Origin of the sequence: Nonlabens sp. Ci31 (assembly GCF_012974865.1) — a bacterium.
In the GTDB taxonomy this organism is placed as follows: Bacteria; Bacteroidota; Bacteroidia; order Flavobacteriales; family Flavobacteriaceae; genus Nonlabens.
Genome location: NZ_CP043633.1, coordinates 242,147 through 266,695, shown reverse-complemented (window position 1 = coordinate 266,695; position 24,549 = coordinate 242,147). Strand labels below are relative to the sequence as shown.

Here is a 24,549-nt window from a genome sequence, read left to right as displayed (position 1 = left end):
AAGGGGTTTGTATAGATAAGATTTGTTTTCTGATGTGCTCATCAATTTAAAGTTGTGTTTAAATGTGAATGAAGCTCGAGATAAAAACAAAAAAAAAGGGAAAGCGTTAGCTTTCCCTTTTTTATTATAAAAAGTATGTATTACATACATCCAGCTTCTTCCATAGCATTATATATAGGAGCTAATTGTTCTTCTGTTACGTTAGGGTTGTCAGCAAACATATCAATGTACCAATTGTAAAATTCACACTGATTCATGTAGAACCAAATGATAAATGCTAATCCGATAAATGATAGTACTAAAGAAACAATGGCAACAGTCCTTGCTGTTTTCATTGCGTTAGCGTTTATATACTCATCTGGATTTGCATGGTATTTAGCAAGTTCCTTGTTAGCTACTACAAGAGCTATGATAGCTGCAATAGTTCCTATTCCGTATACACAACAACATAAGAATCCTATAACCGATAAGATGTAAACTAAGGTGGTGTTTAATTTTTGCATGGTGGGTTGTTTTTAATTATTGGGTTAGATGACAAAAGGCATACAATGTTACAATATTTTTCAATGAATAGCCATTTTTACTAAAAAACTGGTAATAATTGTTCCTATGGTGATCAGGGTTGCCCACAGTTTAATTTGCTCACTATATTTTACCTCTGTAAACCAATCAAAAATAAGAAAAAAGAATAAAAATATACCGGGAAATAATCCAGGATACATAAGGAAAGAGTCTGTTAAATGACCTTGTAATAAAAAAGAAATGGACCGCTGGATTCCACATCCAGGACAGTCCATCCCCGTTAATTGTTTACTCATACAAGGTAGCATCCAGCCATCAGTAATGAGCAATGTCATTGTACTAGTTAGAAACACTTACTTTGACAGCAGTTTCTTTATTGTTAGTTGTTGTTACTTTAGCAATGTAAATAGCACTTGATAAAGTGGCCGTATCAAAACTGTAACTAGCTTGAGTAGATGACGGCTTGTTAGAGAATATTTGTCTTCCAGCAAGATCGTATAAAGAAATATTTGCCACCTCTTCAAGAGCAGGATTTAATACCATTAACTCTTTGTTTCTATTGTTTTGGAATACATCAAAATTAGTAGTATCTAAGCTTTCATTGCTTAATGTACCAGAAGTGTTTTTGAACGTTATTTCAAAACGGTCTGTGTAGTGGCCTGGTGCGATGAGTAAAGTTTTATTTCCAGATTTGATATCGTGATATACACCAGTTTGAGTATCGTGTAGGTACACATTGGTAGGATCAAAATTGATCATAAAAGCAAGTTCAAATTCTACATCAATAGGAGCGGTAAAGCTGTTAGCTACCTGCACACCTATAGGTAAGGTCATGTCTTCATCAAATGCTTGTGAAGAAAGAGCGTATTCACCAGTCGTACCTATTTTGATATAAGCATCTGTATTCAGTCTTCCAGAGACAGGTCCTTCCCAAGCAAAGTCGTAGGCTTGTGATGTGCTGTTGTCAAAAGCAAAAGTTAAAGGTCTTGCGTATAGTCCATTAGGGACTACATTTAAAATCATCTTAGGTATTTGTCGAGCAATTAATGCGTCCTGCGGATTAGAACTAGCATTTCCCGGAGCAGATTTAAAAATAGAAGTAGCAGCGTCCTCTCTTTGAAATGCTCTCATAGAATTATTGAACTCCGCTTGATCTCCAGGGCCACTAGGTACTGTATTACCAGTAGTCAAGTTTGGTGTAGCGACTTGTTCAAAAGAGGTTGCTGTTAATAGCACATCTGTATTGGTCCTAGATATAAAAAATCCTTGACCTATAGCTGCATACCTTCTTTTACCGTCAATACCAATACCATAGGAATTTTGATTTCCTGGTGGATTAGGTGGTCCTACACTTGCAGTGGAAGTACTGGTCATGATGTTACCATCATTATCAGTTCTTCTAAAAATAGCTTCTAAATAAACCCCATCATTGTCATAACCATCAGATCCACCGGCTGTAAATCCCATAGGTACATATCTTGCATAACCTCCTAAATAACTTGTTAAGGAGTGAGATGTTTCTACTTGAGATTCCCAGAACTCTACCCAAGGATCTATTTTTACCGTGTTAGGTCCTGAATCTTGAGCATTTTCTTGTAAAAATTTCTTTATATCTAAAGCACTTGGATACGGATTTCCAGCAAGAGTACCGTTATTATTACCAACACCTACTAAGATGGTACCGTTATTAGGGCGGCCTCTAAAATCATAACGTTGACCCGTATTTCCATTAAAAGCGCCATTGTTAAAGGATCCCATGTCATTTACGCCTTTCATAGTAAAACCATAACCAGTACGGGTAGTTTGAGTACCATTAAAAATACTCCATCCTGCATAACCAGTAACTGGGCTTCCACCGCTATCATAGGTCCATAACCATCTTCCAGCAACTCGCAGTGGAGTACCACCTAAATTACCATCATCAGACATACCGTTACTTACTCCGTAAGCGAGTATTTGAGAATTTCCTGCTGTAATTGTTAAATCGGTATTCAGAATACTTGGATCTGAGGTATCGACAGTAGGATATTTAATTTGTGTGTTTCTAAATCCTACATTACCGTCGCTACCGGTTAATTGATTACTTACTGGTGCAGACCAATAATTATAAGTAAATGCATTAGACGTTCCTTCTTGAAAAACAGAAATAATTCCATCTCCTTCATTGCCTACATTATTATCTTGAATCAGTTGCGCCTCTTCTCTTAAATAAAATTTAGAATCGGTATCAAGGTTGATTTTATCCTTTACAAATATATCAGTTCCTTTGGAATAGACAAAATTGTCTCCAACTATCCAAAGTTGAGCATCAGTCATTTGAAAGGAAAACACAATTAAAAGTAACAAGAAAATTTTCTTCATAATAAGAATTTTAACACTACAAAAATATAACTTTAAGGTGCTAAACCTTAATACTTTTGGATAAGTTTATAGATTTGCAGTATTAATTAGATCAAATAAAAAAAATGCCGATTAAGAACAATAAAACGCAACTTATAAACGGATTTATGATCCTCTTGGGTGCTATATTTTTACTGTATTCTGTCATTGTGGAGTCTGTAAACGTCTATTTCAAGATTGTGGGACTCCTTTTTCTCATGTTTGGGGCTTACCGGGCTAGCAATCATTGGGTGGAGCATCGGGATGATCATTTGAACGACGAAGAAGAATAACAGATGTATTCATATAAAATAGGTGATCGTGTGTTGGTGCTGGACGATGAGTTTGGTGGGGTGGTCGCTTTCGCGAAAGCGGAACAAATAACCATTTTAACAGATGACGGCATAGAAATAACTTACCATCAAAGGGAGTTGATTTTAGACCGGTCTTTCCAAGTGTCCCATGTCGTGCGCAAGGAAGAGCCAGCGCCCAAAAAATCAAAAACAAGACTCGTATCTAGAAAGAAAGCTGCTTTTATTCCGGCGGTAGAAATCGATTTACATATACATCAACTCGTAAAATCAGAACGAGGAATGGACGCTTATGACAAACTCAATATTCAAATAGATACGGCAAGGCATAAAATAGAATGGGCCATCCAAAACCGCATTCCAAAACTGGTTTTTATACACGGAGTAGGTCAAGGCGTGCTCAAAGAAGAGCTCAACTTCCTCTTTCAGCGCTATGGGCAGATTAAGTTTTATGATGCCGATTATCAGAAATACGGCCGCGGTGCTACTGAAATATACATCCGCCAGAACTTGTAGGTGCTGGGAATGTGGGTGTGCAACTCAACTGAACTGCTTCTTTTAGAAAATCTCCAAAAGGGTAGGTTTCAAAAACAATTTCTTCTCTATCGTTTTGTAAACTTAAATTAGAAATGCTTATTCGCACCTGAGTTATACGTTGTATGGTATGTTCTATGTATTCTTCTATAATTGGATTAGCCTCTTCATCTATAGCTGCGTCTCTGTAATTAGGTATAGTAGAGCCAAGAGCAATATCATTTGTAGGGTCAATGTCGCTATCGATAGATTCATTTCTGCTAAGAACCCCATCTCCGTCATCATCAGTATCTAAGTAATCTGGCGTCCCGTCACCGTCAGTGTCCCTACTTGCTGCAACATTTACACTTCCATTGGTAGCTAAAACAACACCTTCTTGATCTGTTGGAACATTATCCCCGTCATCATCACTATCTAGGTAGTCTGGAATTCCATCACCGTCGCTATCTTGACTGGACATTGGGTCAATTACACCAGCTATAAATACGGCTCCTTCGGCGGCGGCTGGAATACCATCGTTATCATCATCACTACGAGTTCCTGTCTCTACGATTACATTTCCAGCCATCGCAGTATATACTTCTGTAACCATTGGAGAACTAGGTGGTATACTGTTGCAATAATAGTCGTTTCCTGGAGCTGCGTTGAATTTGCGGTATTCAAAAGTGTTGGAATTACTAGAAGTAATGGTATAAGGTCCATAAGTTCCATCCACGTTTAAAATATCATTAGCAGTTCGGAACTGCAATACGAGACTCTCAAAGTTGGTATTTTCGTTTTTATAAAAAACGTAATTATTCACACTACCCGTTACAAGGGTAGGGTCACAGGCTTCTACACTAGAATCTTCAAAATCAAAGTCATTAGTAATGATATCTCCATCATCACAGCCTATTAAAACTATAGGGAAAATAAGGTACAGCAGTTTTTTCATAGTTACAAAAGTAGTCAATCATATTAAAGCGCTAAAGCATCATTTTTATTGTAAATAATTTACTTTTGTAGTTATGAAACATGTTTATCTAGATAGCGCAGCGACCACGCAAATGAGACCAGAAGTTATTGCAAGAATGACTGAAGTGATGAGTGAAGTCCACGGTAACCCAAGTTCTACGCATACGTATGGACGAAGCGCAAAGTCCCTTGTCGAAACTGCTCGTAAAAACATAGCCGCTCAACTCCATGTCACTGCGGCCGAAATTATTTTCACTTCTGGTGGTACTGAGGCAGACAACCTTGCTATTCACAGTAGTGTACGTGACCTAGGTGTAGAACGCATTATTACCACTTCTATAGAACATCATGCGGTCATTTACATTGTAGATTACTGTGCAGATACATACGGAACTGAAGTCGCTCATGTTAAATTAAAAGAGTGTGGTACGCCCAATTATATAGATTTAGAACGCTTACTTTCTTCTAGCGATAAGAAAACACTTGTTTCCTTGATGCACATCAATAATGAGATTGGGAATAAATTAGACATCGATCGAGTAGGAGCTTTGTGTAAAAAGTACAAGGCCTTGTTTCATAGCGATTGCGTGCAATCGGTGGGGCATTATGAAATGGACCTGGCTAAGTTGCCAGTAGATTTCACAGCCGTATCTGCTCATAAATTCCACGGACCTAAAGGAGTAGGATTTGCCTTTATAAGAAAAGGAACCGGTCTAAAGCCTATTATTTTAGGTGGTTCACAAGAAAGAGGGATTAGAGCAGGAACAGAAAGTGTTCACAACATTGTCGGTATGGATCTCGCTTTGAAAATGGCTTATGATCATCTAGAAGAAGATCGTGCCTATGTTCTAGATCTTAAAAATTATTTCAAAGACCAACTAGAAGTTCATGTGCCAGGAGTCAAATTCAACGGGAATTGCAGTGATCAGGATAACAGTACTTACACGCTATTAAACGTATGTCTACCATGTCCAGCAGATAAAGCTGCGATGCTTTTATTCACCATGGACTTGAAGGGTATTGCTTGTTCTAGAGGGAGTGCATGCCAAAGCGGCGCTCAAAAAGGTTCTCATGTACTGACTAGTGTTCTTTCAGAAGAAGATTTAAACAAGCCTAGTTTGCGTTTTAGCTTTTCAATTTACAATACAAAAGAAGAACTGGACTATGTAGTAGAGGTGTTGAAGGAATACCTGCAAGGGATGGCATCATAAAGGACCAAATTCCAAATCTAAAAATTACTGGCAATACAAGTATGGTATAGTTTATAGATATTATACTCCTAAACCTCATAGGTTTTTAAAACCTGTGAGGTTGGCTAAAACCTGTCTTTTTTATTGTTTAAAAATCAATTTAACTGATTTCTATAACGTAAACATACAAGGGAAATACCAATAGGTAAAGGGTGTTTACAGTAGAGTAAAAATCCATGATTAATCAACCTTTCCCCTTTAATTGGGAAAAGGTTTCTCTTTAGTTTATAATTCATTTTCACTTCGATTTCACTCAGCACATCGCCTTTGAAATAAAGGGAAATTCTTTTTTAACGAGATCATAATTGCTCTTTTCTCATTTTTCAACTTCGCTTTGTCATTCCAGAAAATTTGGCTAAAAAATGTCCGTGCAAGTGAAAGAAGCGCTTCCCAACTTTGTCTGGAATCCATCAAGGAATCTTAATGTAATATAGCATCGGAAAACTCTTTTGGTTGCTCTCTCGGCTTAGCTGAGATTGACGCCAACCTGTTTTTCACTTGGATTTCACTCAGCACATCGCCTTTGAAATAAAGGGAAATTCTTTTTTAACGAGATCATAACTGCTCTTTTCTCATTTTTCAACACCGCTTTGTCATTCCAGAAAATTTGGCTAAAAAATGCCAGTGCAAGAGAAAGAAGCGCTTCCCAACTTTGTCTGTAATCCATTAAGGAGTCTTAAGGTAATATAGCATCGTAAAACTCTTTTGGTCGCTCTCTCGGCTTAGCTGAGATCGTCGTCAACCTGTTTTTCACTTCGATTTCACTCAGCACATCGCCTTTGAAATAAAGGGAAATTCTTTTTTAACGAGATCATAATTGCTCTTTTCTCATTTTTCAACTCCGCTTTGTCATTCCAGAAAATTTGGCTAAAAAATGTCCGTGCAAGAGAAAGAAGCGCTTCCCAAATTTGTCTGGAATCCATGCACCACCGTATTTTTTTAATAAGTGATCAAAAACGACTTTATTATAGGCGATTATTATTTTATACTCTGGCGTACTACAACCAAAATCATAAATTGACAAGCTGTATTTTTTTCAAAATCCTCGTCGGAGTGCATCATTACAGGAGCAATCCCAACTGATAATAGTCGTTTTATTTTATTTTCTGCTATGTCTCTGATGGCGATTTCTTGAGCTTTCTCCGCATCATCTATGAATACTAAATAAACTTCTCCGCTAGAAACTTCCAAAGGAATTAATTCTACTTTTGGATTTGATTGTCCAAAATAAATAAAAACAGGCAAAAATAAGAACAGAAATATATATACTTTTTTCCTCTTTTTTTAAAATCTTAGCCTCATCCCTCATCCCTCATCCCTCATCACTCATGCTACAACTTAGCAATCAGCCTTAAATTAAATACTCTAGGAGTCAGTCTTACAGGAACGGCATATTGTGCACTAGTAGCTACATCTCTAACCCAAAGATTAGAAATATTGTTTTCATAATCAAAAATATTAAAGATTTGAGCACCTATAGAAAGCTCGTCAAAGTTTTGTAACCAGCTGCCTTCTTTGGCTTTTTTCTTATCGTCTACAAGTACAAATTGAACACCTAGATCTGCTCTAAAATAGTCTTTTAAACGGAATTGGAAGTCATAAGGATCTGCATAGCTAGGGGATCCACCGGGTAGCCCAGAGCTATAAACCATATTAATATAAGCCTTAAGATTAGGGATGTTAGGTACATAATCTTGAAATAAGAAAGCTATTTTAAGTCGTTGATCTGTTGGTCTGGCTATAAAACCACGACCATCCAGATTTTCCTCTGTTTTTAAATAGCCTAAGGAGATCCAACTTTCCGTTCCTTTCACAAATTCTCCTGCAAGACGTACGTCAAGTCCGTATGCATAAGCAGTTGCATCGTTATTTGCTCGGTAACGGATCCTTACATTTTCTAAGGTATAGGTGTTGACATCAGTGAGGTTCTTGTAATAAGCTTCACTAGTCAATTTAAAAGGTCTTTTTTCTCCGTCTGCTGCAGTCCAATCAAAACTCCAATCGTTACCTAGAACAAAATGAACGGATTTCTGCGCTTTTACATCAGGGTTCACAACTCCTTGTTGATCACGTAATTCTCTATATAAGGGTGGTTGATAATACCAACCTGTAGAGAATCTAAAAAGCATGTTGGTGTCTGTCCAGTAAGGCTTTATGGCTACTTGTCCTCGAGGAGAGAAAACAGTTTGTGTCGTACTCGTAATATCGCTTCCACTTACATTCCATGTGTGAGAGCGTACGCCAGCATTCCAGTAAACTTCATGATCTCCTAAATAGCCACGACTGCTGTATTGAGCAAACGCCTGTAGTCGGGTTACTTGTACATCATTATCAGCGCTTACGGACTCAAAAGCATCTAGCGGAGCTACATAAGAAAAATACGGCTGGTCATTTGCTGGAACCGATGGTGGTCGGATATTAAAACCAGCACTGTCAATTACGGTGTATTCTCGCAATCGATCTCTCATATCTTCAGAATTGAACTTCAATCCCCAATCCAGCTGGTCATTGTCTTTTTTACCACTATCAAGTTCTAATGTTCCTTTGTGTTCTAGACTCACGATAAGCGCGTCCAGATCATTACGCCCGTGATCCAATTCACTACCTATGGCACGAGTAAAATCTACTTCTCCTAGATTATCGCCACCTATATTTGTATTGGGTCGCCCGATGCGATAGCGTCCTAAAATATCAAAATGTTCCTGCTCTTGCGTGTGATAAACGCTGGTTATAAAACGTAAATTCAATAGTTTATTTACATCATAACTGGCTTTCATTGCTCCAAAATAAGTCTCGTATTGATCGTTTTCTCTTCCGTCATAATTGATAATCAAGGCTTGTGCATCATCTACAGTCCCAAAATTAGTTTGTGAGGTAAGTGGTTCAAATTCGTAACTATTGATGGCAATGTTTCCTAAAAAGCTCAGCTCAAATTTTGGGCTCACTTGATAAGTTAAATAGGTTTGTGCGTCTATAAAAACGGGTCTAGTGATGGCATCTGTTTCTCTAGAATTCACAAATAAACTGTTGTTTCTATATCGCAATCCCAGTATTCCGGTGGCCGCTTTCGCGAAAGCGGTACCTTCTACAAAAGCATTCACACCTAAAAAGCTAGCGTCTATTCCTGCTCCAAATTCAGTAGGACGGCGGTAATCAATGTCAAGAACAGAACTCAACTTGTCACCGTATTTAGATTGAAAACCACCTGCACTAAAATCTACATTGCGCACTAAATCAGCATTTACAATGCTCAATCCTTCTTGCTGGCCGCTGCGTATTAAAAACGGTCGGTATACTTCGATTTCATTGATGTACACTAGGTTTTCATCAAAATTTCCACCTCTTACGGCATATTGTGTGCTCAATTCATTGTTAGAGGAGACCCCTGGAAGTGACTTTAATAGATTCTCTACTCCAGGTTGTACACCGGGAATGGCTCTTACTATCCTGGGATCTACATTGGTAATTCCAGCAAATTCTTTGGTTCTGGTATTTTTAATAGTTACCGTACCCATTTGTTCAATAGCGGTATTTAGTACCGGATTAAATTCAAACGGGGCCTTGCCATCCAATTCAAAATTTTGAGTAGCAGACTTAAAAGAAATTGAGGTAAATACAATGCTGATCTTCTGATTTGCAGGTACAATGAGTCTGTAAAAACCGGTCTTGTCGCTTGCAGTTCCTATAGTAGTTCCTAAAATATTTACATTAACATCTGCGATGGGTTTGTTGTTTTCATCCAGTATGATGCCTTGGATGATGGCATTTTGAGAGTACATAAAGCAAGTCGCGAGTAATGCAATAAATAGTAAGAAATTCTTCAAATTGTCGGTTTAGCTTTTACGATAAAATGTAGCTTCAAATGTAGTGCTATTTCCTACATTATCAGTAACGATAACTTTGAGCTCATTTTCTGTATCAGTAACGACGCCATCTTCAAAATCGTGTGTGAGCACTCCAGTTTTATAATCGTATTCCATTAAAATAAACTTTCCATTAACCGTCGCTCGATAACCATCTACGCCAGTATCGGTATCACCAATTTTTAATCTTAGTGTTTTATTATTAGTAACCCATTGCTTGTCTTTAAAGTTGACTGGTTGGACGGTAGGTGGTACATCATCTTTACTTATCGCATAGGTTCCAAGAGTTCTGGTAGCGGCACTTAATATATTTCCTCTTCTTTTTGTATGGACATGATAAACCGCACCCCAGTCGGTTACTCTACCTATGTAGTACTGTTTGATATTATCATTTTCTTTAGCACTGATGTCATAGCTAATGATCATGTTCTTGTGAAGAGGAACAATGTCGCTGTGAACCTTTAGGGTATCTGCATTTTGTGAAATGTCTAAAAGAACATTTTCGTACAAAGCCCCTTTGGGTATCATTAAAGAAAAAGGACCTTTTTGTTCGTTGTAAGTAATGTTGTGATGTACAAAAGTGAGCTGCCCGTTAGTAGGAGATATAAGAGCGCCAGGCCCAGCATCATTTTTAATACTCATATTAATTTCTACGGCGTTCTTTTTATAGTCCTCTATGGCAATGCGGTAGGCATGAGTAGTTCCTGCATCAAAGAGTTGTAAGACACCTTTGTTCACATCATTTTGATACAAACTAAGCGGGCTTCCTTCAGGAATATACAATCTAGCGATGCGACTTTTAGTATTTTTAAAATGCTCGTAATCGATCATTTGATTGATGTATCTGGACTCGTTAAAGGCATATCGATCAAAGGTCATTTCAAAATTTTGGGTACCGTTTAAATGAGTTACTATATGAAAAGTTCCGTTTTGGTTATTTGCTCCATTTTGTTGATCGCTGGTGTTGACGCCTATTCCGATCTCTCCATAAGCGCTAAAAGGTGCTACTTTGAATTTGCCTCCTTTTAAAGGAATCAACCTTAACAGTTGGGTTTCATGTTTCCCATTTATAGTAGAAGTCTCCTTTAAAGGGTAAGCTTTGATTTGTTTTACAAGGGGTCTTTTTGTGTCTGGAATCTCTATTCCGAACAGCAATGGATTAATTGGTCTTTCTGCACTATCTCTAATTTCAAAATGCAGGTGTGGTCCACCGCTACCACCAGAATTACCACTATAAGCAACTTGTTCCCCTTGGTCAACTCTCAATTCGAGATCTTTAGGGAATAACTGGATGCTGTAAGACTCGTTTTGGTATTGCTTTTTCTTTACATAGTTTTCTATGCGAGGCGAGAATTTTTCAAGATGTGCATAAACGCTGGTGTATCCATTAGGATGCGTTATGTAGAGCGCTTTTCCATATCCATAACGTTCAATTTTAATACGACTCACATAACCAGAAGCGGTCGCAAGTACCTTTGCACCGGTGCGTTGATTTGTTTTGATATCGAGGCCACTGTGAAAATGATTGGATCTTAGTTCACCAAAAGTGCCACTAAGTTTCAGGTCCAGATCAAGCGGATTCACAAAATAATCTTGAGGAAGATCGTTGATGGTTTGGCTTTCGCCAAAGCGAGATGCACATAAAAATAAAGCTAGAAAGCAAAAAAAGGGTCTAATCATGAGTTAAAGGTATAAGGAGATAATCGATTAACGTAAAGCTTTTCAAACTTTGTTCCATTATTATTTGATTTGTCCGAAGGTAATCCTAGATTTGTATCTACAGCATTAATTAGTTAGTATGCCTTCATTATCTTCTCAAATTACTGAAATAGAGCTAAAGATCAAGTCTTTAATATCAGAAAATACTAGGTTAAAGGCTCAAATGAGTGATAAGGAACAACGTGTTTATGAACTTGAAAAGGAAAATAACGCGCTTGTCAATTCGTTTAAGGAAAGTGAAGATAAAAATGTAGCGCTTAAAACGGCAAATGCTATGCTGGGTAGTGATGAATATAAAACAAAAACAAAGCTCAAAATAAATGCATTGATTAGAGAGATCGATCAATGTATTGCACAATTGACATAACAGTGGCAGATAAACTCAAAATAAAAATTTCAATAGCTGATAGGGTTTATCCACTAACTATAGATCCTTCTCGGGAAGAAGGTTTGCGCAAAGCAGCAAAAGGTATAGAAGTTATGATCAAGCAACTGGAACAAAGCTATGCGGTGAGGGATAAACAAGATCTTCTCGCTATGTGCGCGTTACAGTTTGCAGCAAAATCTGAGCAAATTACCATAGATGATAGTGCCGATGTGGAACAGGCCAAAGAACAATTAAATGTTCTTAACCTGTTGCTCGATAGGCAGTTGTCATAGTCGTTCTTTAAAAACAAACAGTTACTACCTGCACTTGTTTACATTTTTTGGTGAACTCAACACGTATTTCTTTAAAAAAGGTGAGTCGTGGTTGTAAAAGCAAGCCGGACCTATGCGCCGGATCCTTGATCAGCCAGTTAACCTTATACTTTATATAAGGAGTTCATTCAAAACCCAAACTTGTGCAGGTTTTTTTATATACAAAAACCAATGACAGAAACAATTATATACGCCGCAGTGGCGATGGTAGTAGGTCTAGCAATAGGCTTCTTTATAGCAAAATCAATAGTTGAAAAAGGGAAGGCATCGAGCCTTATCGCAACAGCAAAAAAAGACGCAGAGTCTATTCTTAAAGACGCAGAGACTAAAGGAGAAAAAATTTCAAGCGAAAAACTTTTTAGAGGTAAAGAGAAATTCCTGGAATTGAAGTCTAAACATGAAAAAGAAATCATGTCTAGAGAACAAAAAATGAAAGATGCTGAGAAGCGCACAAAAGATAAAGAGTCTACCGTTTCTAATGAACTTTCTAAAAATAAAAAGTTAAACCAGTCGCTGGAAAGCAAACTTAAAGATGTAGAAGGAAAGCGAGAATCTGTTTACAAGCGCCTGGAAGAGGTAGATAAGATGCACGAATCTCAAATCAAACAGCTGGAAGTCATCAGCGGTATGTCTGGAGAAGATGCAAAAATGCAGTTGGTCGAGTCTTTAAAAGACAAAGCAAAGACAGAGGCGATGGGTATCGTACAGACCACCATCGAAGAAGCAAAACTAACGGCTCAACAGGAAGCTCGTAAAATAATAATCAATACCATTCAACGTATAGGGACAGAAGAAGCAGTAGAAAACTGTGTATCTGTTTTTAACTTAGAAAGCGATGATGTAAAAGGACGTATCATAGGTCGTGAAGGACGTAATATACGTGCGATAGAGGCAGCAACTGGTGTAGAAATCATTGTAGATGATACTCCAGATGCCATTATTCTTTCTTGTTTTGATTCGGTACGTAGAGAGGTAGCTCGTTTATCACTTCATAAATTAGTAACTGACGGTCGTATCCATCCAGCACGTATTGAAGAAGTAGTTGCAAAAACCAGAAAGCAAATCGATGAAGAAATTGCTGATGTAGGAAAACGCACAGTAATCGACTTGGGAATTCACGGACTGCATCCAGAATTAATTAAGATGGTAGGACGTATGAAATACCGTTCTTCTTACGGTCAAAACTTATTACAACACAGTAGGGAAGTAGCAAAACTGTGTGGAACCATGGCAGCAGAGCTAGGTTTAAACGCAAAACTTGCCAAAAGAGCTGGATTGTTACACGATATAGGAAAAGTACCAGAAACAGAAGACGAAACTCCTCACGCTATTCTAGGTATGAAACTAGCAGAAAAGCATGGTGAAAAGCCAGAAGTTTGTAACGCCATAGGAGCTCACCACGACGAGATCGAGATGACTTCTTTACTATCTCCTATCGTTCAGGTTTGTGACGCCATAAGTGGTGCACGTCCAGGAGCAAGAAGACAAGTGCTGGATTCTTATATTCAAAGGTTAAAAGATTTAGAAGACATCGCCTTTGGTTTTAAAGGAGTTGAAAAAGCTTATGCTATTCAAGCGGGTCGCGAGTTACGTGTCATGGTAGAAAGTGAGAAAATCACTGATGATCGCGCTGCTCAACTATCATTTGAAATCTCACAAAAAATTCAAACTGATATGACCTATCCTGGTCAAGTAAAAGTTACTGTGATTAGAGAAACTCGTGCAGTTAATATTGCGAAGTAATTTTGTTATATTTTTAACAGGATATTCACAAGAGTTTAATTAACAATCATTTAACTATAGTTAATAGTTAATAGTTAATAAATAATAGATATTTAGTTTGCTGCATAAGTGTATATAAAATCAAATTCTTATGATCTTAAAACAGTTCAAATTATTTCTTACTTTCCTTGTTTTCTTTTCAGTAAACATAGGATGGACTCAATCCTGTGGTACTCCATCTGGTAATCAACCTATTTATGAAAGTCTTGATAAATCAAATGCTCCTTATAGTGCATGTGTTAATGTTCGCTTTCACGTGGTTAATATGTCTGATGGAACAGGAGGTTTCTCAGTGGCACAAGTCAATAATGTAAAAAATATTTTGGATGCTGCTTTTAATGAACATAGTATTTATTTTAATTATTTGACTACAACTCAAATAGACAATTCAAGTTTTTATAATTTATCATCCTTTCAGCAAGGACAAAGTTTGGCGCAAGTCAACAGAGTTGAAAATGCGATTAACTTTTACATTGTAAACAATTTATTTGGAAATTTTGCAGGTAATGCATTAGAAATAGCAGGTAAACAGGTTATTGTGGAACAATTTTTTGCAATAAGCAGCACTAGTGTTCATGAAATGGGACACGCATTGGGATTATATCATACGTATGAAGGTTTGAATAGAGGTGATGCGACATGTTTTGAAAACGTAGCTAGAAATAACTGCATCCCTTGTGGTGATTTACTTTGTGATACTGAAGCGGATAGAGGTTTTGATCAAATAGATTCTACTTCAGGCTACAATCCAGATGTATTTAATCACATGTCAAACTATGATTATTTGAATAGATCTCGATTTAGTTTAGGACAAGCGGCAAGAATGAGAGATATTATTACAAATAATCCTAAACTGTTTGGCGTCTTGAGTACTACTTGTATCATACCTACGATAGAACAAATCGATAATTTATGTATAGGCAGTCAGCAAACGATAGAGCTATTTGATTTAGGTAGTAATACAGTAACTTGGCAAAAATCAGCTAACCTTAAATTTATTCAGCCTGTCCAAGGCAATACGGTTACCGTAGAACCCTTTGATTCTTCGTCTTACGGAGAAGCATTTGTAGAAGGTACAATATCTGGATCTTCAGCAAAATTGCGCACTACTTTCTGGATAGGTGGTCCTCAGTTTGCTAAACTTAATTTCGTTAGCTCAGGCCAATTTGTTTTAAATGTAAACAATTGGTATCAATTAACAGCCACTTACCTACCTTATGATTATGACAGTGAAGGACCGCTAACCTATGAATGGGTAATACCAAATGCACAAATGATGTCATCATCTAATAATGATAAAGTTATTGCCGTAAATCCATCTCAAGAAGGAACGTATATTTATCGTGTTAAGGTAATGAACGATTGTGGTGAAACACAGTGGTTAGATAAACAAGTTCAAGTAACAAACGGAAATGGTGGTGGTATTTTTATCGACCCAAGCGGTAATTAATTATTTAAAATTAATTTAAAAAACTAAAACTATGAAGAATTTACTAAAATACCTATCACTCGCATTGATTTTTATCGCTTTAAGTTCTTGTTATGGAGATGATGAGAATCAAAAAATAACAAATGAGGGTACCATTACTGGTAAGTGGCAGGCTTATCAACGATCAAATCCCATAGATGCAAATAATTTTAATATAACGAGATGGGAAAATTTAGATCCTGCAAATTCGTTGCTATACATTTTAGATTTGCAAGAAGACTTTTCTTTTACGAATAGCGGTTATATGTTTAGAGAATGTCCTGGTGTCAATGGAGATTATACTATTGTTGAAGATATAATTACGAGAACCTACGATCCCTGTGATATGGATAATCCACCGCCTAGTGGTAATCCTTTTACTAACATAGAAAGAAATTATTTTTCCTTTCTCAATGGTGATTTGTTGCTTAGACCAGTTTATGCAGGAGATCAATATTCCTATGTGAGATTTCGAAGAGTTGATAGTGAATAGGATGTTGAGCGAAGTTTTAAAATTTATACATTTCATATAATTATTGAAGTCTCTATAATATAAGATAAATAAAAAACTCTTGCTGTTTTTATACAATTAGAGTTTTGAAGAACTAAAAAGGTTGAACCTAGATATTATATAATATATTTAAGTATAGCATCTTATATTTTTGTCTTAAAACCCAGTAACCTTAATCCTTAACGCAGTACGACTTAAATTAAACCTATTATGAAGAAATATCTTTTAGTGATTTTACTAGCTTTTACCATTAATTCTTGTTCAACAGATGATGAGATGGAAGTCGTACGACCAGATACAGTTTCCGGCACTTGGCGCAATTATCAATATGCTTTAGTAGGTTTTGATAGATTTCCCGAGCCAAATGAATTTAGAGATTTAATCGATCAAATTTCTCTTCCTTATGATTTCACTTTTGAGGAAGATATGACGTTTACATCTACCTTTGGAGAACCAGCGTTTGGAACCTATACGTTTACAGATAGTTTAATAACGCTTACTTACGACAGTTCTATCGATAATCCTTTAGGAAACAGCTCAGATCCTTATATAAGCCTTTATGAATATTATTTTCTAGATGGGGATTTGGTTTGGCTCAATCCTAACTATCCTAATTTACCTGTCTTTGTATGGCGTTTTAGAAAAATAGATGATGAGTAAGCACAATTTAAACATTGCGATATTCATTATAATAATTTTCAAGTTCAGATTATAAGCTATCGTTTGAACTGACAGCTACAGTTTAGCAAGCAAAAATCTATTTCAGAACATCTCATAAGACTTGCATAGAAAACCTCCATTTGAAGTTAGTTTCAAATAGAGGTTTTTAAATTTAGCCATTACCCATTATAACTACTCATCATAGATATTATCATACCCTTTTTCTGGTACTTCAAAAAACGTTCCAGTGACATAACGGTAGTGCTCATCCATAGCCGCTAGCTTTTTGAGGTCTTCTTTGTCAAAATCTAAAGCGTCTGATGCTAGATTTTCTTTGATACGACCTTCATTAGTAGATTTAGGGATCACCGCTGTACCGCGTTGTGCACTCCAGTTGATCAGTACCTGTCCTGGACTAGCCTTATGTTTTGAAGCAATCGTTTTTACAGTTTCATTTTGCAACATATTCGGCTCATTTTCTCGCTTCATTTCTTCACTGCGGTCGCCACTTCCCAAAGGAGAATAAGCAGTTAAATGAATTCCTTTTTCAGAGCAATATGCTAAAAGTTCGTTTTGTTGTAGCAATGGATGTAATTCTACCTGATTCATTTCAGGAACTTCATCTGTTTTTGAAAGAAGGTCTTCTAGTTTTTTAGTAGAAAAGTTAGAAACCCCTACATGTTTTGCTCTACCAGCTTTTTTAAGAGCTACCATAGCATTCCAAGTTTCATGTATAGGTGCTTCCTTTGGAGAAAGATAATCTGCAGGTTTTTCTGGCATCGACGTTTCAGGTTTAAAAGCTACAGGCCAGTGGATGAGGTACAAGTCTAGATAATCCAATTGTAAGTCATTCAGGGTCTGTTCTAAAGCAGGAGCTACGTCTTGTTTTAAATGGGCGTTATTCCATAGCTTAGAAGTGATCCAGACGTCTTCCCTTTTGATTTTTCCTTTAGAAAACACCTCATTAAAGGCTTCTCCTATTTCTTTTTCGTTCCCGTATACGGCTGCACAGTCTATATGTAGGTATCCAGATTCTAGTGCTGTGATGACTGCTGCTTTCACCTCGCCTGGCTTTGATTTCCAAGTTCCTAATCCTATTGCGGCCATCTCGTCGCCATTTTTAAACTGTAGAGTTTTCATTGTGTCGTATTTGTTTGTGTTAAAGTTAGCTTTCGCGAAAGCGGATACCAAAAAATACCCATCCTTTTATCAAAAATTTAGTAGAAGCAAGAAGTAGTGTTGCGTGTCTAAATCCAAACGCCCAGCAAAGCTATTTGTAATTATCAAGCTCTAGGGTGGTGTTTTTGCATCACTTTAGAAAGATGTGCGCGATCCACATGCATATAAATTTCTGTGGTAGTGATGCTCTCGTGACCCAGCATCATTTGAATGGATCTTAAGTCGGCACCATTTTCTAGCAAATGGGTAGCAAAACTATGTCTAAAGGTATGCGGACTGATAGATTTTTTGATTCCAGCTTTAACAGCTTGTTGTTTGGTGACATGAAAAATCATGGCCCTGGTTAATCCAGCACCTCGTCTATTGAGAAAAAGAGTATCGCTATGGTTTGGTTTTACAGGAACATGAATGCGAACTTCGTTTTTGTAGAGTTCGATAATTTCAATAGTGTAAGTCCCTATAGGGACAAAACGTTGCTTGTCCCCTTTACCGGTGACTTTTAAAAAGCCTTCATTAAAGAATAGATCGCTTATTTTAAGAGTGATTAATTCGCTTACACGCAAGCCACAAGCATAAAGAGTTTCTAGCATGGCACGATTGCGTTCTCCTTCTGGTGTAGAACGATCGATGCTATTGATCAATAGGTCTATTTCTGTAGTGCTTAAGGTATCTGGTAGTTTACGCCCTGTTTTAGGAGCTTCTATGAGCGCCATAGGTTGATCTTCTCTGTAACGCTCTAAAATTAAGTATTCAAAGAAAGCTTTTAAACTACTTATAGCTCTTGCTTGAGACCTGGCTTGTACCGTTTTAGCCAATTCATAAACATAAGTCCTTAGGTTGTCTTGAGAAATAGAAACCGGTAGGTCATTCATCTGATTTTCTTCCAGCCATTTCTCAAGCTTTTGTAAATCTCCTTTATAGGCTTTTATCGTATGGAGAGACAGTCCTCGTTCTAACTGAGAATAGAGGGCAAAGTCTTTAATAGCTTGTTTCCACTTCATGAGGTAAAGGTCAGAAACTATTCTGGATTTTCTTCTTTAGTTGTTCGATTTAGTCTAAATATTTGTTAATATTTTTAGTAACAATTAACAATTGTTTCTAAACCTATGTTATATTTGAGAGTAATTTAAAAACAATAATCATGAAAAAATTATTATTAAGTGCATTAGTAGCAGTTTTTGCAATAGGCGTTTCAACAGCCCAAGATGGTCAGATTGCTGTAGGAATTAAGGGAGCAGTACCAATTGGTGATGCTGGGGATATATCTGACTTTGGTGTAGGTATTGAAGGTGCCTATCTTTATCCAGTTGGTGATCAACTTACATTTGGAGCATCTGTAGGATTTACTAATTATTTTACTAAAGATGTTGAGTTTTTAGGTCAAGAAATAGAAGTAGATGATGTGCAGTTTGCCCCGGTTAAGGTGATGGCTCTTTATAGATTAGGAGATTCTGGTTTTGGTATAGGTGCAGATGTAGGTTATGCTATAGGTATTAACGATGGTAATGACGGCGGACTTATATATGAGCCAAAATTTATTTTTGACACCGATAGCATACTGTTTACTTTAGGTTACCAAGGTATATCTAATGACGGTAATACTTTTGACAGTATACAAGCAGGAGCTGCATTTAAGTTCTAAATAGGAATTTATTCTTATGTCAAAAAGCTGGTTCTTTAAAGAATCGGCTTTTTTTAGGTCTCGCTTTCGCGAAAGCGGAATAACCAATATCTTTAACCCATGAAAATACTACTCCTTAACGGTCCTAATTTGAATTTACTAGGCAAGCGCGAACCTGAAATTTACGGTTCGAAAACTTTTGAAGATCATTTTACAGAACTACAATTTCAATTTAAAGAGGCAGAGCTGGGTTATTTCCAGTCCAATATAGAAGGAGAGATCATCGATAAACTTCAGCAAGCAGAGGAAGATGGTTTTGAGGTTGTCATCTTAAATGCCGGTGCCTATACGCATACGTCTGTAGGTATAGGAGATGCTGTGGCAGGAATAAATACTCCTGTTATAGAAGTGCATATTTCTAACGTAATGGATCGAGAGGCGTTTAGACACGTATCTTATATCTCTAAACATGCTGCCGGAGTGATTTCAGGCTTTGGGTTGAAGGGCTATGAGCTGGCTATTAGATCTGTATTCTCATAAGTCCTTAATTTCAATGTCAACCTTGAATTAACCTAAAATAGACGTTTCAGCTATAATTTTTTATAATAACTTTATTCAAAACTAACTCTATGAAATTAACAGTATGCTTTTACTTGCATTTCTATTATTTCCTGCTTTAACAACAGCACAAAAAGACGATGATCATCCTTTTCACGTGTATGCTTATAGTGGTTACGGTTTTTCAGTAGAAGATGATACCAATGCCTTTGACTTCTCTATACATTCTTATTTCAACGCGTCTTATGATGTAACTGATAAATTTGATGTAGGCGTTTTAGCTGGTATTGATTACAATGTATACACACCAGATAGAACAGACGGGATTATAGATTTTCCAGAGTTATTGGTTTTTGTTCCAGTCGGAGTGGAAGTAGGTTATTCTGTTTCAGATAAATTCAGATGGACCGTGAATGGAGGAAAGGCTTTCAATGCTAATCTAAGCGAAGACTCACAAATTCGGGATGATGCAACATTCATAGCCACAAACTTTGCTTATATATCAAAGTATGCATACGGAGCACATGTAGGAATCAAATCTTATAACATAGGAGATGCAAATGCCATAATAATACAATTAGGATTAACGATAAAACTTGATTTATTTGATTTTTAAAATTTAATAAATTTTATCCATAAAAAAATTCCCTGAAGATATCTTCAAGGAATTTTCTATTTAGAAAAATGTTTCTCAATTATTCTTGAGTTGCAGTTTCTTTAGATTGGAAAACATTAGCACTTGCGTACCATTTGTTGAATTCTTCTTCACCCATAGAAGCGATCATGTCTTTACTAGAAAGAGCAGTACCTTCAACTACATAACCAGCCCAGAATGGGTACTGCTTAATAGATACTACACCATCAACAAGAATGTCAAAGTTAGGTCCAGCACTTTCAAGAGCCTTGTCCATTGCATCTTTAATGTTAGCACCGATACCGATGAATCCCATGTCAGATTGTTTAACTTTTTTACCTTTTGCTTTATCTATGTTAAAGCTTACATTTTTTGAACTGATAACAGTAAAGTCTATAAGACGTTGTGAACAGCTTGATACTCCTAAAGCGATTACCATAAGTAATGCGATCAATTTGATTTTTTTCATTCTAATTAGGTTTGTTTAAATTAATTTGAAAAACAATAATAGTAAAAAATTAAGTTAGGCATTGATTTTATTTATAACAATTAATAAATAAATATTTTTGTTCGGTATTTTTAAGCATACGAAGTAAAAAATTAAACACAGGCCTGTTAGAAGCCTTAGGAATGCCTATGCCCCAAAAAAAATAACCCATAAAAAAGCTCGTTTAGAATTAAATCTAAACGAGCTTTTCATTTATAATTGTTTAAAAATTATAGTCCAGGATAACTTCCTGTAATAATATCAATTCCATCGATCACCCATCCTACAAAAAAGAAACCGGCGGTTAAGATGAATAATACGTTCCAGTACCATGGACTCCCTAAGAACCATCTATGTCCAGCTAGTCCACCAAGGAAAAACCATAAAAGTATAGCAATAGTTTGATCTTCTGACCAGGCAACAGCTGCAGGAGAAGTAAGTGTAGCAGTAGATTCTTCTACGCTTGTACCGTTCTCTAGAGTGACCACCTGAGTAGTTACTTGTCTTTCTACTGGGAAGGATGCAAATGCAAAAGTGCTCAGCATCATAAAAACGCTCATTAGAGCAATAGTTAATTTTGTTTTCATAAGAACTTATTTAGTTGGTTATATTTACCTCAAATATAATTTAATTGAGTTAGTCATATAGTTTCCGTATCTTGTTATCATTAATAACACGGGTTATGGAAGTATTTAAAGGTCAAAATATACTGAGTTTTGTGAAAGAACTGCCAGATGATGATACTTGTAAAGCATATTTAGCAAAAATAAAATGGCAGGATGGTTTTACATGTACAAAATGTGGTCACACTAAGGGCTGTGAAAAATCTGGTTATAGATATCACTGTTACAGTTGCAATCACGTTGAAAGCGCCACTGCAAACACCTTGTTTCATAAGGTTAAATTTGGTTTGCAAAAGGCATTCTGCGTTGTGTTTGAAATGAGTACTAGTACCAAGAGTGTTTCCAGTGTTCAAATGGGAAAGCGATTTGATATCCGTCAAGGTACCGCTTGGTATTTCATGCAGAAAGTTAGAAAGTCAATGAAAAGCAGTCAAAAATATCCTCTAACCGAAATAGTTCATGTAGATGAATTTACCGTAGGGGGAAAAGAACAAGGCAAGCAAGGTAGAAGTTACGATTCAAAAAAGAAAAAAGCAGTGATAGCGGTAGAACTGAGCGCCGAACATAAAATCAAAAGAGTTTATGTGAAGTCTATAGATGATTACTCAGCTAAATCACTAACTCCAATATTTGAAGAACATATAGATCCCTCTGCAAAAATAGTTACCGATAAATGGAGAGGTTATGCTCCACTTAAAAAGAATTATGATATAGAGCAGAAGCTAAGTAATAACGGAAGTAATTTTAAAGAACTACATGTTGTAATTATGCAGTTAAAATCTTGGTTGAGAGCAATACCTACCCATGTTAGTAAATGGCATGTGCAAAGCTACTTTGACGAATTCTGTTTTAGAATTAATCGATCTCAATCCAAACAGAGCATATTCCATAAAACAATAGAAAGAATGGTAATAGCTAAACCAATTTATCATAAAGATATAAAACAGATGCTAAGTGTGTAACTCAATAATTTAAAATATGATAGCTAAATTATTAACGATAGGTTTAATGTGCTGTTTTACTAATCTTTACGGTCAGACCTATGAATATCTAGGTCTTTTAAAACTAGCAGATAGCTCTTTGATACCATTCAGATTGGATTTTAAAGAGACAAATGGAATGATCAAAGGCTATTCTTATACAGACCTCAATGGTCAACATGAAACTAAGGCTTCTATAATAGGTAGGTATGATGACAAAGAGGATCTATTGGAATTTAGGGAGGTAGATATTATTTATACCAAGTCAGATATCCAACAGCTGGATTTTTGCAATGTTTATTTCACGGGTAAAATGAGAAGACTTAATGGGCGCTCAGAAATAGAAGGAACCTTTAAAGGCTATTACGACGATTTAACCAGCTGTATTGATGGTCAGTTGGTCATGAAAGCCGCAGAAAAAATACAGAAACGCACGGAGAAATTTCAAAAACGAGTGAACCGCATGAACCGCATTCCAGATAGTGTCAAGCAAAAGATTCAAATGGATAAAATGTTCAATCGGTATGCAAAAAACGATTTGAAAGGTGGCGAGCGATTGAATATTTTTTGGAAAGAAGCATATTTAAAATTAATTATTTGGGATGATGGTGAAGTAGACGGTGATCAAATAGACCTCACCATTAATGGAAATAAGATATTAAGTGCTTACAGCCCTGTTTCCCAAAAGAAAGAAATGGAATTGACTTTAATAGATCCTGTTAACACCATTTCACTTAAGGCGGTGAGCTTAGGTAGAAAACCACCCAATACTGCCAAGATACAATTGATGAAAAAAAATGGCGAAATCATTGATCTTGCCTCTAACCTTCAAGTAGGTGAGGAAGTGATTTTTGTGTTTTATAAGGAAAAACCAAGCGTTAAGAAGCCGTAATTAGAGTTAATAAAAACTTGATTGATAGGTGGTTGTGGTTTATTTGTTTCCAATAACCTTAAAACTACACCATGAAAATCAAATTTATCTTAAGTACGCTCGTCGTTCTTGGTGCGCTGCACTTTACTCAGGCTCAAGAAGAACTACCCAATTCTACCAATTATTTATTTGAATTTGAAGAACCCGTAGATCGTTGGGAAACAGGTCTTAGCCTTCAAGCATTAGTTGGGTTTAGGGAAATTAAAACACAAGGTAGAATTAATGATAGGTATGATCAAATTTGGATAGGAGCAGGAGTAGGCTTTTATGCAGACTATAAACTTAATAAGGTTTGGAAGCTAAGAGCAGAAGCTGGTGTAAACGCATACATAGCCTTTGATCCTTATATCAATCTACAAACAGAATTCAAATTTTCAAATCGCTGGAGTTTCTACGCTGGTGCAGGAACCTTTTTTAATATGGATGCTGACCATATGGTACAGCTTGATGAACGTGGTTTAACTGTTTTAAATCCATATGTTCAACTAGGCTTGCGGTATAAAATGAGTAAAAATTGGACCATGGACTTAAGATACCAGCAAGATCTATTGGCAAGACAAAGAGCCACAGACTTTAATAATTTCACAAAGACCAGTCCATTGGGAACTTTTAGTTTAGGCTTTAATTATAGATTTTGATTTATAATAAAGCCTTTTAGATTTTACTAGCAGCACAGCCCCATTGTCCTGCGCACATTTACTCAAAGGGAAAAACTCAAAAAAAAGCCCCTATAAAGTCAAAGATTTTATAGGGGCTTTTAACTCAAAAAATTATTTTAACTAATAACTAATAACTAATAACTAATAACTAATAACTAATAACTAATAACTAATAACTAATAACTAAAAGTCTTAATACAAAAAAATTCACAGCACAAGACTCAA

General features: G+C 36.4%; 25 protein-coding genes and 1 other RNA gene. 15 read left to right on the top strand and 11 right to left on the bottom strand.

All coding sequences use genetic code 11. From position 1 onward, the window contains the following. Window positions 1-140: 140 nt before the first annotated feature. From F0365_RS01245 to F0365_RS01235, 3 genes are read right to left on the bottom strand one after another with little or no spacing between them, the layout of a single operon-like run. Window positions 141-503: a CCC motif membrane protein gene (locus F0365_RS01245; protein ID WP_169931985.1), complete on the bottom strand. Its 363-nt coding sequence runs from the start codon at window positions 501-503 to the stop codon at window positions 141-143. Between the two features lie 60 nt (window positions 504-563). After that, the gene (locus F0365_RS01240; RefSeq protein ID WP_169931984.1) at window positions 564-857 is read right to left on the bottom strand and encodes a DUF2752 domain-containing protein; all 294 of its coding nucleotides are present in this window, start codon (window positions 855-857) and stop codon (window positions 564-566) included. 4 nt (window positions 858-861) lie between these two features. Continuing rightward, complete coding sequence (locus tag F0365_RS01235; RefSeq protein WP_169931983.1) at window positions 862-2,883, bottom strand: T9SS type A sorting domain-containing protein; 2,022 nt, start codon at window positions 2,881-2,883, stop codon at window positions 862-864. A 314-nt stretch (window positions 2,884-3,197) separates the two neighbouring features. On the opposite strand from F0365_RS01235, the gene F0365_RS01230 reads away from it, so the two are divergent. Further along, window positions 3,198-3,728 carry a Smr/MutS family protein gene (locus F0365_RS01230; RefSeq protein ID WP_169931982.1) on the top strand — a complete coding sequence of 177 codons (531 nt, stop codon included), beginning with the start codon at window positions 3,198-3,200 and terminating at the stop codon, window positions 3,726-3,728. On the opposite strand, the gene F0365_RS01225 is transcribed toward F0365_RS01230, so the two are convergent. Beyond that, window positions 3,697-4,680 (bottom strand): hypothetical protein, encoded by a 984-nt coding sequence (locus F0365_RS01225; protein ID WP_169931981.1) that lies wholly within the window; start codon window positions 4,678-4,680, stop codon window positions 3,697-3,699. The genes F0365_RS01230 and F0365_RS01225 overlap by 32 nt on opposite strands. 73 nt (window positions 4,681-4,753) lie before the next feature. Here F0365_RS01225 and F0365_RS01220 point away from each other — a divergent pair, with 73 nt between their 5' ends. After that, entirely contained in the window at window positions 4,754-5,911 is a 1,158-nt protein-coding gene (locus F0365_RS01220; RefSeq protein WP_169931980.1) for a cysteine desulfurase family protein, read from the top strand. A gap of 1,017 nt (window positions 5,912-6,928) precedes the next feature. Here F0365_RS01220 and F0365_RS01215 read toward each other — a convergent pair. The 3 genes from F0365_RS01215 to F0365_RS01205 form a co-directional block, all read right to left on the bottom strand. Continuing rightward, complete coding sequence (locus tag F0365_RS01215; RefSeq protein WP_169931979.1) at window positions 6,929-7,195, bottom strand: hypothetical protein; 267 nt, start codon at window positions 7,193-7,195, stop codon at window positions 6,929-6,931. A gap of 86 nt (window positions 7,196-7,281) precedes the next feature. Beyond that, complete coding sequence (locus tag F0365_RS01210; protein ID WP_410505465.1) at window positions 7,282-9,774, bottom strand: carboxypeptidase-like regulatory domain-containing protein; 2,493 nt, start codon at window positions 9,772-9,774, stop codon at window positions 7,282-7,284. Window positions 9,775-9,783: 9 nt separating this feature from the next. Next, complete coding sequence (locus tag F0365_RS01205; RefSeq protein ID WP_169931978.1) at window positions 9,784-11,493, bottom strand: M23 family metallopeptidase; 1,710 nt, start codon at window positions 11,491-11,493, stop codon at window positions 9,784-9,786. A gap of 118 nt (window positions 11,494-11,611) precedes the next feature. On the opposite strand from F0365_RS01205, the gene F0365_RS01200 reads away from it, so the two are divergent. From F0365_RS01200 to F0365_RS01170, 7 genes are all read left to right on the top strand, one after another. Beyond that, window positions 11,612-11,899, top strand: coding sequence for a hypothetical protein (locus F0365_RS01200; protein ID WP_169931977.1), 288 nt, complete (start codon window positions 11,612-11,614; stop codon window positions 11,897-11,899). Between the two features lie 2 nt (window positions 11,900-11,901). Continuing rightward, window positions 11,902-12,192, top strand: coding sequence for a cell division protein ZapA (locus tag F0365_RS01195; RefSeq protein ID WP_169931976.1), 291 nt, complete (start codon window positions 11,902-11,904; stop codon window positions 12,190-12,192). Window positions 12,193-12,246: 54 nt separating this feature from the next. After that, a non-coding RNA gene (gene ssrS / locus F0365_RS01190) (6S RNA) lies at window positions 12,247-12,357 on the top strand. 45 nt (window positions 12,358-12,402) lie between these two features. Next, on the top strand, window positions 12,403-13,974 hold the full coding sequence (gene rny / locus F0365_RS01185; protein ID WP_169931975.1) for a ribonuclease Y: 1,572 nt from the start codon (window positions 12,403-12,405) through the stop codon (window positions 13,972-13,974). 130 nt (window positions 13,975-14,104) lie between these two features. Next, a complete protein-coding gene (locus F0365_RS01180) occupies window positions 14,105-15,463 on the top strand; it encodes a M43 family zinc metalloprotease (protein WP_169931974.1) in 1,359 nt (452 codons plus the stop codon). A 31-nt stretch (window positions 15,464-15,494) separates the two neighbouring features. Beyond that, window positions 15,495-15,974, top strand: coding sequence for a hypothetical protein (locus F0365_RS01175; protein ID WP_169931973.1), 480 nt, complete (start codon window positions 15,495-15,497; stop codon window positions 15,972-15,974). Between the two features lie 228 nt (window positions 15,975-16,202). Further along, window positions 16,203-16,652 (top strand): hypothetical protein, encoded by a 450-nt coding sequence (locus F0365_RS01170; RefSeq protein WP_169931972.1) that lies wholly within the window; start codon window positions 16,203-16,205, stop codon window positions 16,650-16,652. 192 nt (window positions 16,653-16,844) lie between these two features. Here F0365_RS01170 and F0365_RS01165 read toward each other — a convergent pair whose 3' ends face one another. Beyond that, the gene (locus F0365_RS01165; RefSeq protein WP_169931971.1) at window positions 16,845-17,792 is read right to left on the bottom strand and encodes an aldo/keto reductase; all 948 of its coding nucleotides are present in this window, start codon (window positions 17,790-17,792) and stop codon (window positions 16,845-16,847) included. Window positions 17,793-17,935: 143 nt separating this feature from the next. Next, on the bottom strand, window positions 17,936-18,832 hold the full coding sequence (gene xerD, locus F0365_RS01160; protein ID WP_169931970.1) for a site-specific tyrosine recombinase XerD: 897 nt from the start codon (window positions 18,830-18,832) through the stop codon (window positions 17,936-17,938). A gap of 140 nt (window positions 18,833-18,972) precedes the next feature. Here xerD and F0365_RS01155 point away from each other — a divergent pair, with 140 nt between their 5' ends. From F0365_RS01155 to F0365_RS01145, 3 genes are all read left to right on the top strand, one after another. Beyond that, window positions 18,973-19,473: a hypothetical protein gene (locus F0365_RS01155; RefSeq protein ID WP_169931969.1), complete on the top strand. Its 501-nt coding sequence runs from the start codon at window positions 18,973-18,975 to the stop codon at window positions 19,471-19,473. Between the two features lie 99 nt (window positions 19,474-19,572). Next, the gene (gene aroQ, locus F0365_RS01150; RefSeq protein WP_169931968.1) at window positions 19,573-19,992 is read left to right on the top strand and encodes a type II 3-dehydroquinate dehydratase; all 420 of its coding nucleotides are present in this window, start codon (window positions 19,573-19,575) and stop codon (window positions 19,990-19,992) included. Between the two features lie 103 nt (window positions 19,993-20,095). Beyond that, window positions 20,096-20,626 (top strand): hypothetical protein, encoded by a 531-nt coding sequence (locus F0365_RS01145; RefSeq protein ID WP_169931967.1) that lies wholly within the window; start codon window positions 20,096-20,098, stop codon window positions 20,624-20,626. A gap of 79 nt (window positions 20,627-20,705) precedes the next feature. Here the strand turns inward: F0365_RS01145 and F0365_RS01140 are convergent, their stop codons facing one another. Continuing rightward, the gene (locus F0365_RS01140) at window positions 20,706-21,113 is read right to left on the bottom strand and encodes a hypothetical protein (RefSeq protein WP_169931966.1); all 408 of its coding nucleotides are present in this window, start codon (window positions 21,111-21,113) and stop codon (window positions 20,706-20,708) included. Between the two features lie 248 nt (window positions 21,114-21,361). Then, complete coding sequence (locus F0365_RS01135) at window positions 21,362-21,718, bottom strand: TM2 domain-containing protein (RefSeq protein WP_169931965.1); 357 nt, start codon at window positions 21,716-21,718, stop codon at window positions 21,362-21,364. Window positions 21,719-21,813: 95 nt separating this feature from the next. Here F0365_RS01135 and F0365_RS01130 point away from each other — a divergent pair, with 95 nt between their 5' ends. From F0365_RS01130 to F0365_RS01120, 3 genes are all read left to right on the top strand, one after another. Beyond that, window positions 21,814-22,716 carry an IS1595 family transposase gene (locus tag F0365_RS01130; RefSeq protein WP_169931964.1) on the top strand — a complete coding sequence of 301 codons (903 nt, stop codon included), beginning with the start codon at window positions 21,814-21,816 and terminating at the stop codon, window positions 22,714-22,716. Window positions 22,717-22,732: 16 nt separating this feature from the next. Next, a complete protein-coding gene (locus F0365_RS01125) occupies window positions 22,733-23,626 on the top strand; it encodes a hypothetical protein (protein ID WP_169931963.1) in 894 nt (297 codons plus the stop codon). Between the two features lie 71 nt (window positions 23,627-23,697). Continuing rightward, on the top strand, window positions 23,698-24,303 hold the full coding sequence (locus F0365_RS01120; RefSeq protein WP_169931962.1) for an outer membrane beta-barrel protein: 606 nt from the start codon (window positions 23,698-23,700) through the stop codon (window positions 24,301-24,303). Window positions 24,304-24,549: the final 246 nt, after the last annotated feature.

Coding starts and splice junctions, on each gene's coding strand:
- F0365_RS01245 (WP_169931985.1), bottom strand. CDS start 503: ATGCAAAAATTAAACACCACCTTAGTTTACATCTTATCGGTTATAGGA.
- F0365_RS01240 (WP_169931984.1), bottom strand. CDS start 857: ATGACATTGCTCATTACTGATGGCTGGATGCTACCTTGTATGAGTAAA.
- F0365_RS01235 (WP_169931983.1), bottom strand. CDS start 2,883: ATGAAGAAAATTTTCTTGTTACTTTTAATTGTGTTTTCCTTTCAAATG.
- F0365_RS01230 (WP_169931982.1), top strand. CDS start 3,198: ATGTATTCATATAAAATAGGTGATCGTGTGTTGGTGCTGGACGATGAG.
- F0365_RS01225 (WP_169931981.1), bottom strand. CDS start 4,680: ATGAAAAAACTGCTGTACCTTATTTTCCCTATAGTTTTAATAGGCTGT.
- F0365_RS01220 (WP_169931980.1), top strand. CDS start 4,754: ATGAAACATGTTTATCTAGATAGCGCAGCGACCACGCAAATGAGACCA.
- F0365_RS01205 (WP_169931978.1), bottom strand. CDS start 11,493: ATGATTAGACCCTTTTTTTGCTTTCTAGCTTTATTTTTATGTGCATCT.
- F0365_RS01200 (WP_169931977.1), top strand. CDS start 11,612: ATGCCTTCATTATCTTCTCAAATTACTGAAATAGAGCTAAAGATCAAG.
- rny (WP_169931975.1), top strand. CDS start 12,403: ATGACAGAAACAATTATATACGCCGCAGTGGCGATGGTAGTAGGTCTA.
- F0365_RS01180 (WP_169931974.1), top strand. CDS start 14,105: ATGATCTTAAAACAGTTCAAATTATTTCTTACTTTCCTTGTTTTCTTT.
- F0365_RS01175 (WP_169931973.1), top strand. CDS start 15,495: ATGAAGAATTTACTAAAATACCTATCACTCGCATTGATTTTTATCGCT.
- F0365_RS01170 (WP_169931972.1), top strand. CDS start 16,203: ATGAAGAAATATCTTTTAGTGATTTTACTAGCTTTTACCATTAATTCT.
- F0365_RS01165 (WP_169931971.1), bottom strand. CDS start 17,792: ATGAAAACTCTACAGTTTAAAAATGGCGACGAGATGGCCGCAATAGGA.
- xerD (WP_169931970.1), bottom strand. CDS start 18,832: ATGAAGTGGAAACAAGCTATTAAAGACTTTGCCCTCTATTCTCAGTTA.
- F0365_RS01155 (WP_169931969.1), top strand. CDS start 18,973: ATGAAAAAATTATTATTAAGTGCATTAGTAGCAGTTTTTGCAATAGGC.
- aroQ (WP_169931968.1), top strand. CDS start 19,573: ATGAAAATACTACTCCTTAACGGTCCTAATTTGAATTTACTAGGCAAG.
- F0365_RS01145 (WP_169931967.1), top strand. CDS start 20,096: ATGCTTTTACTTGCATTTCTATTATTTCCTGCTTTAACAACAGCACAA.
- F0365_RS01140 (WP_169931966.1), bottom strand. CDS start 21,113: ATGAAAAAAATCAAATTGATCGCATTACTTATGGTAATCGCTTTAGGA.
- F0365_RS01135 (WP_169931965.1), bottom strand. CDS start 21,718: ATGAAAACAAAATTAACTATTGCTCTAATGAGCGTTTTTATGATGCTG.
- F0365_RS01130 (WP_169931964.1), top strand. CDS start 21,814: ATGGAAGTATTTAAAGGTCAAAATATACTGAGTTTTGTGAAAGAACTG.
- F0365_RS01125 (WP_169931963.1), top strand. CDS start 22,733: ATGATAGCTAAATTATTAACGATAGGTTTAATGTGCTGTTTTACTAAT.
- F0365_RS01120 (WP_169931962.1), top strand. CDS start 23,698: ATGAAAATCAAATTTATCTTAAGTACGCTCGTCGTTCTTGGTGCGCTG.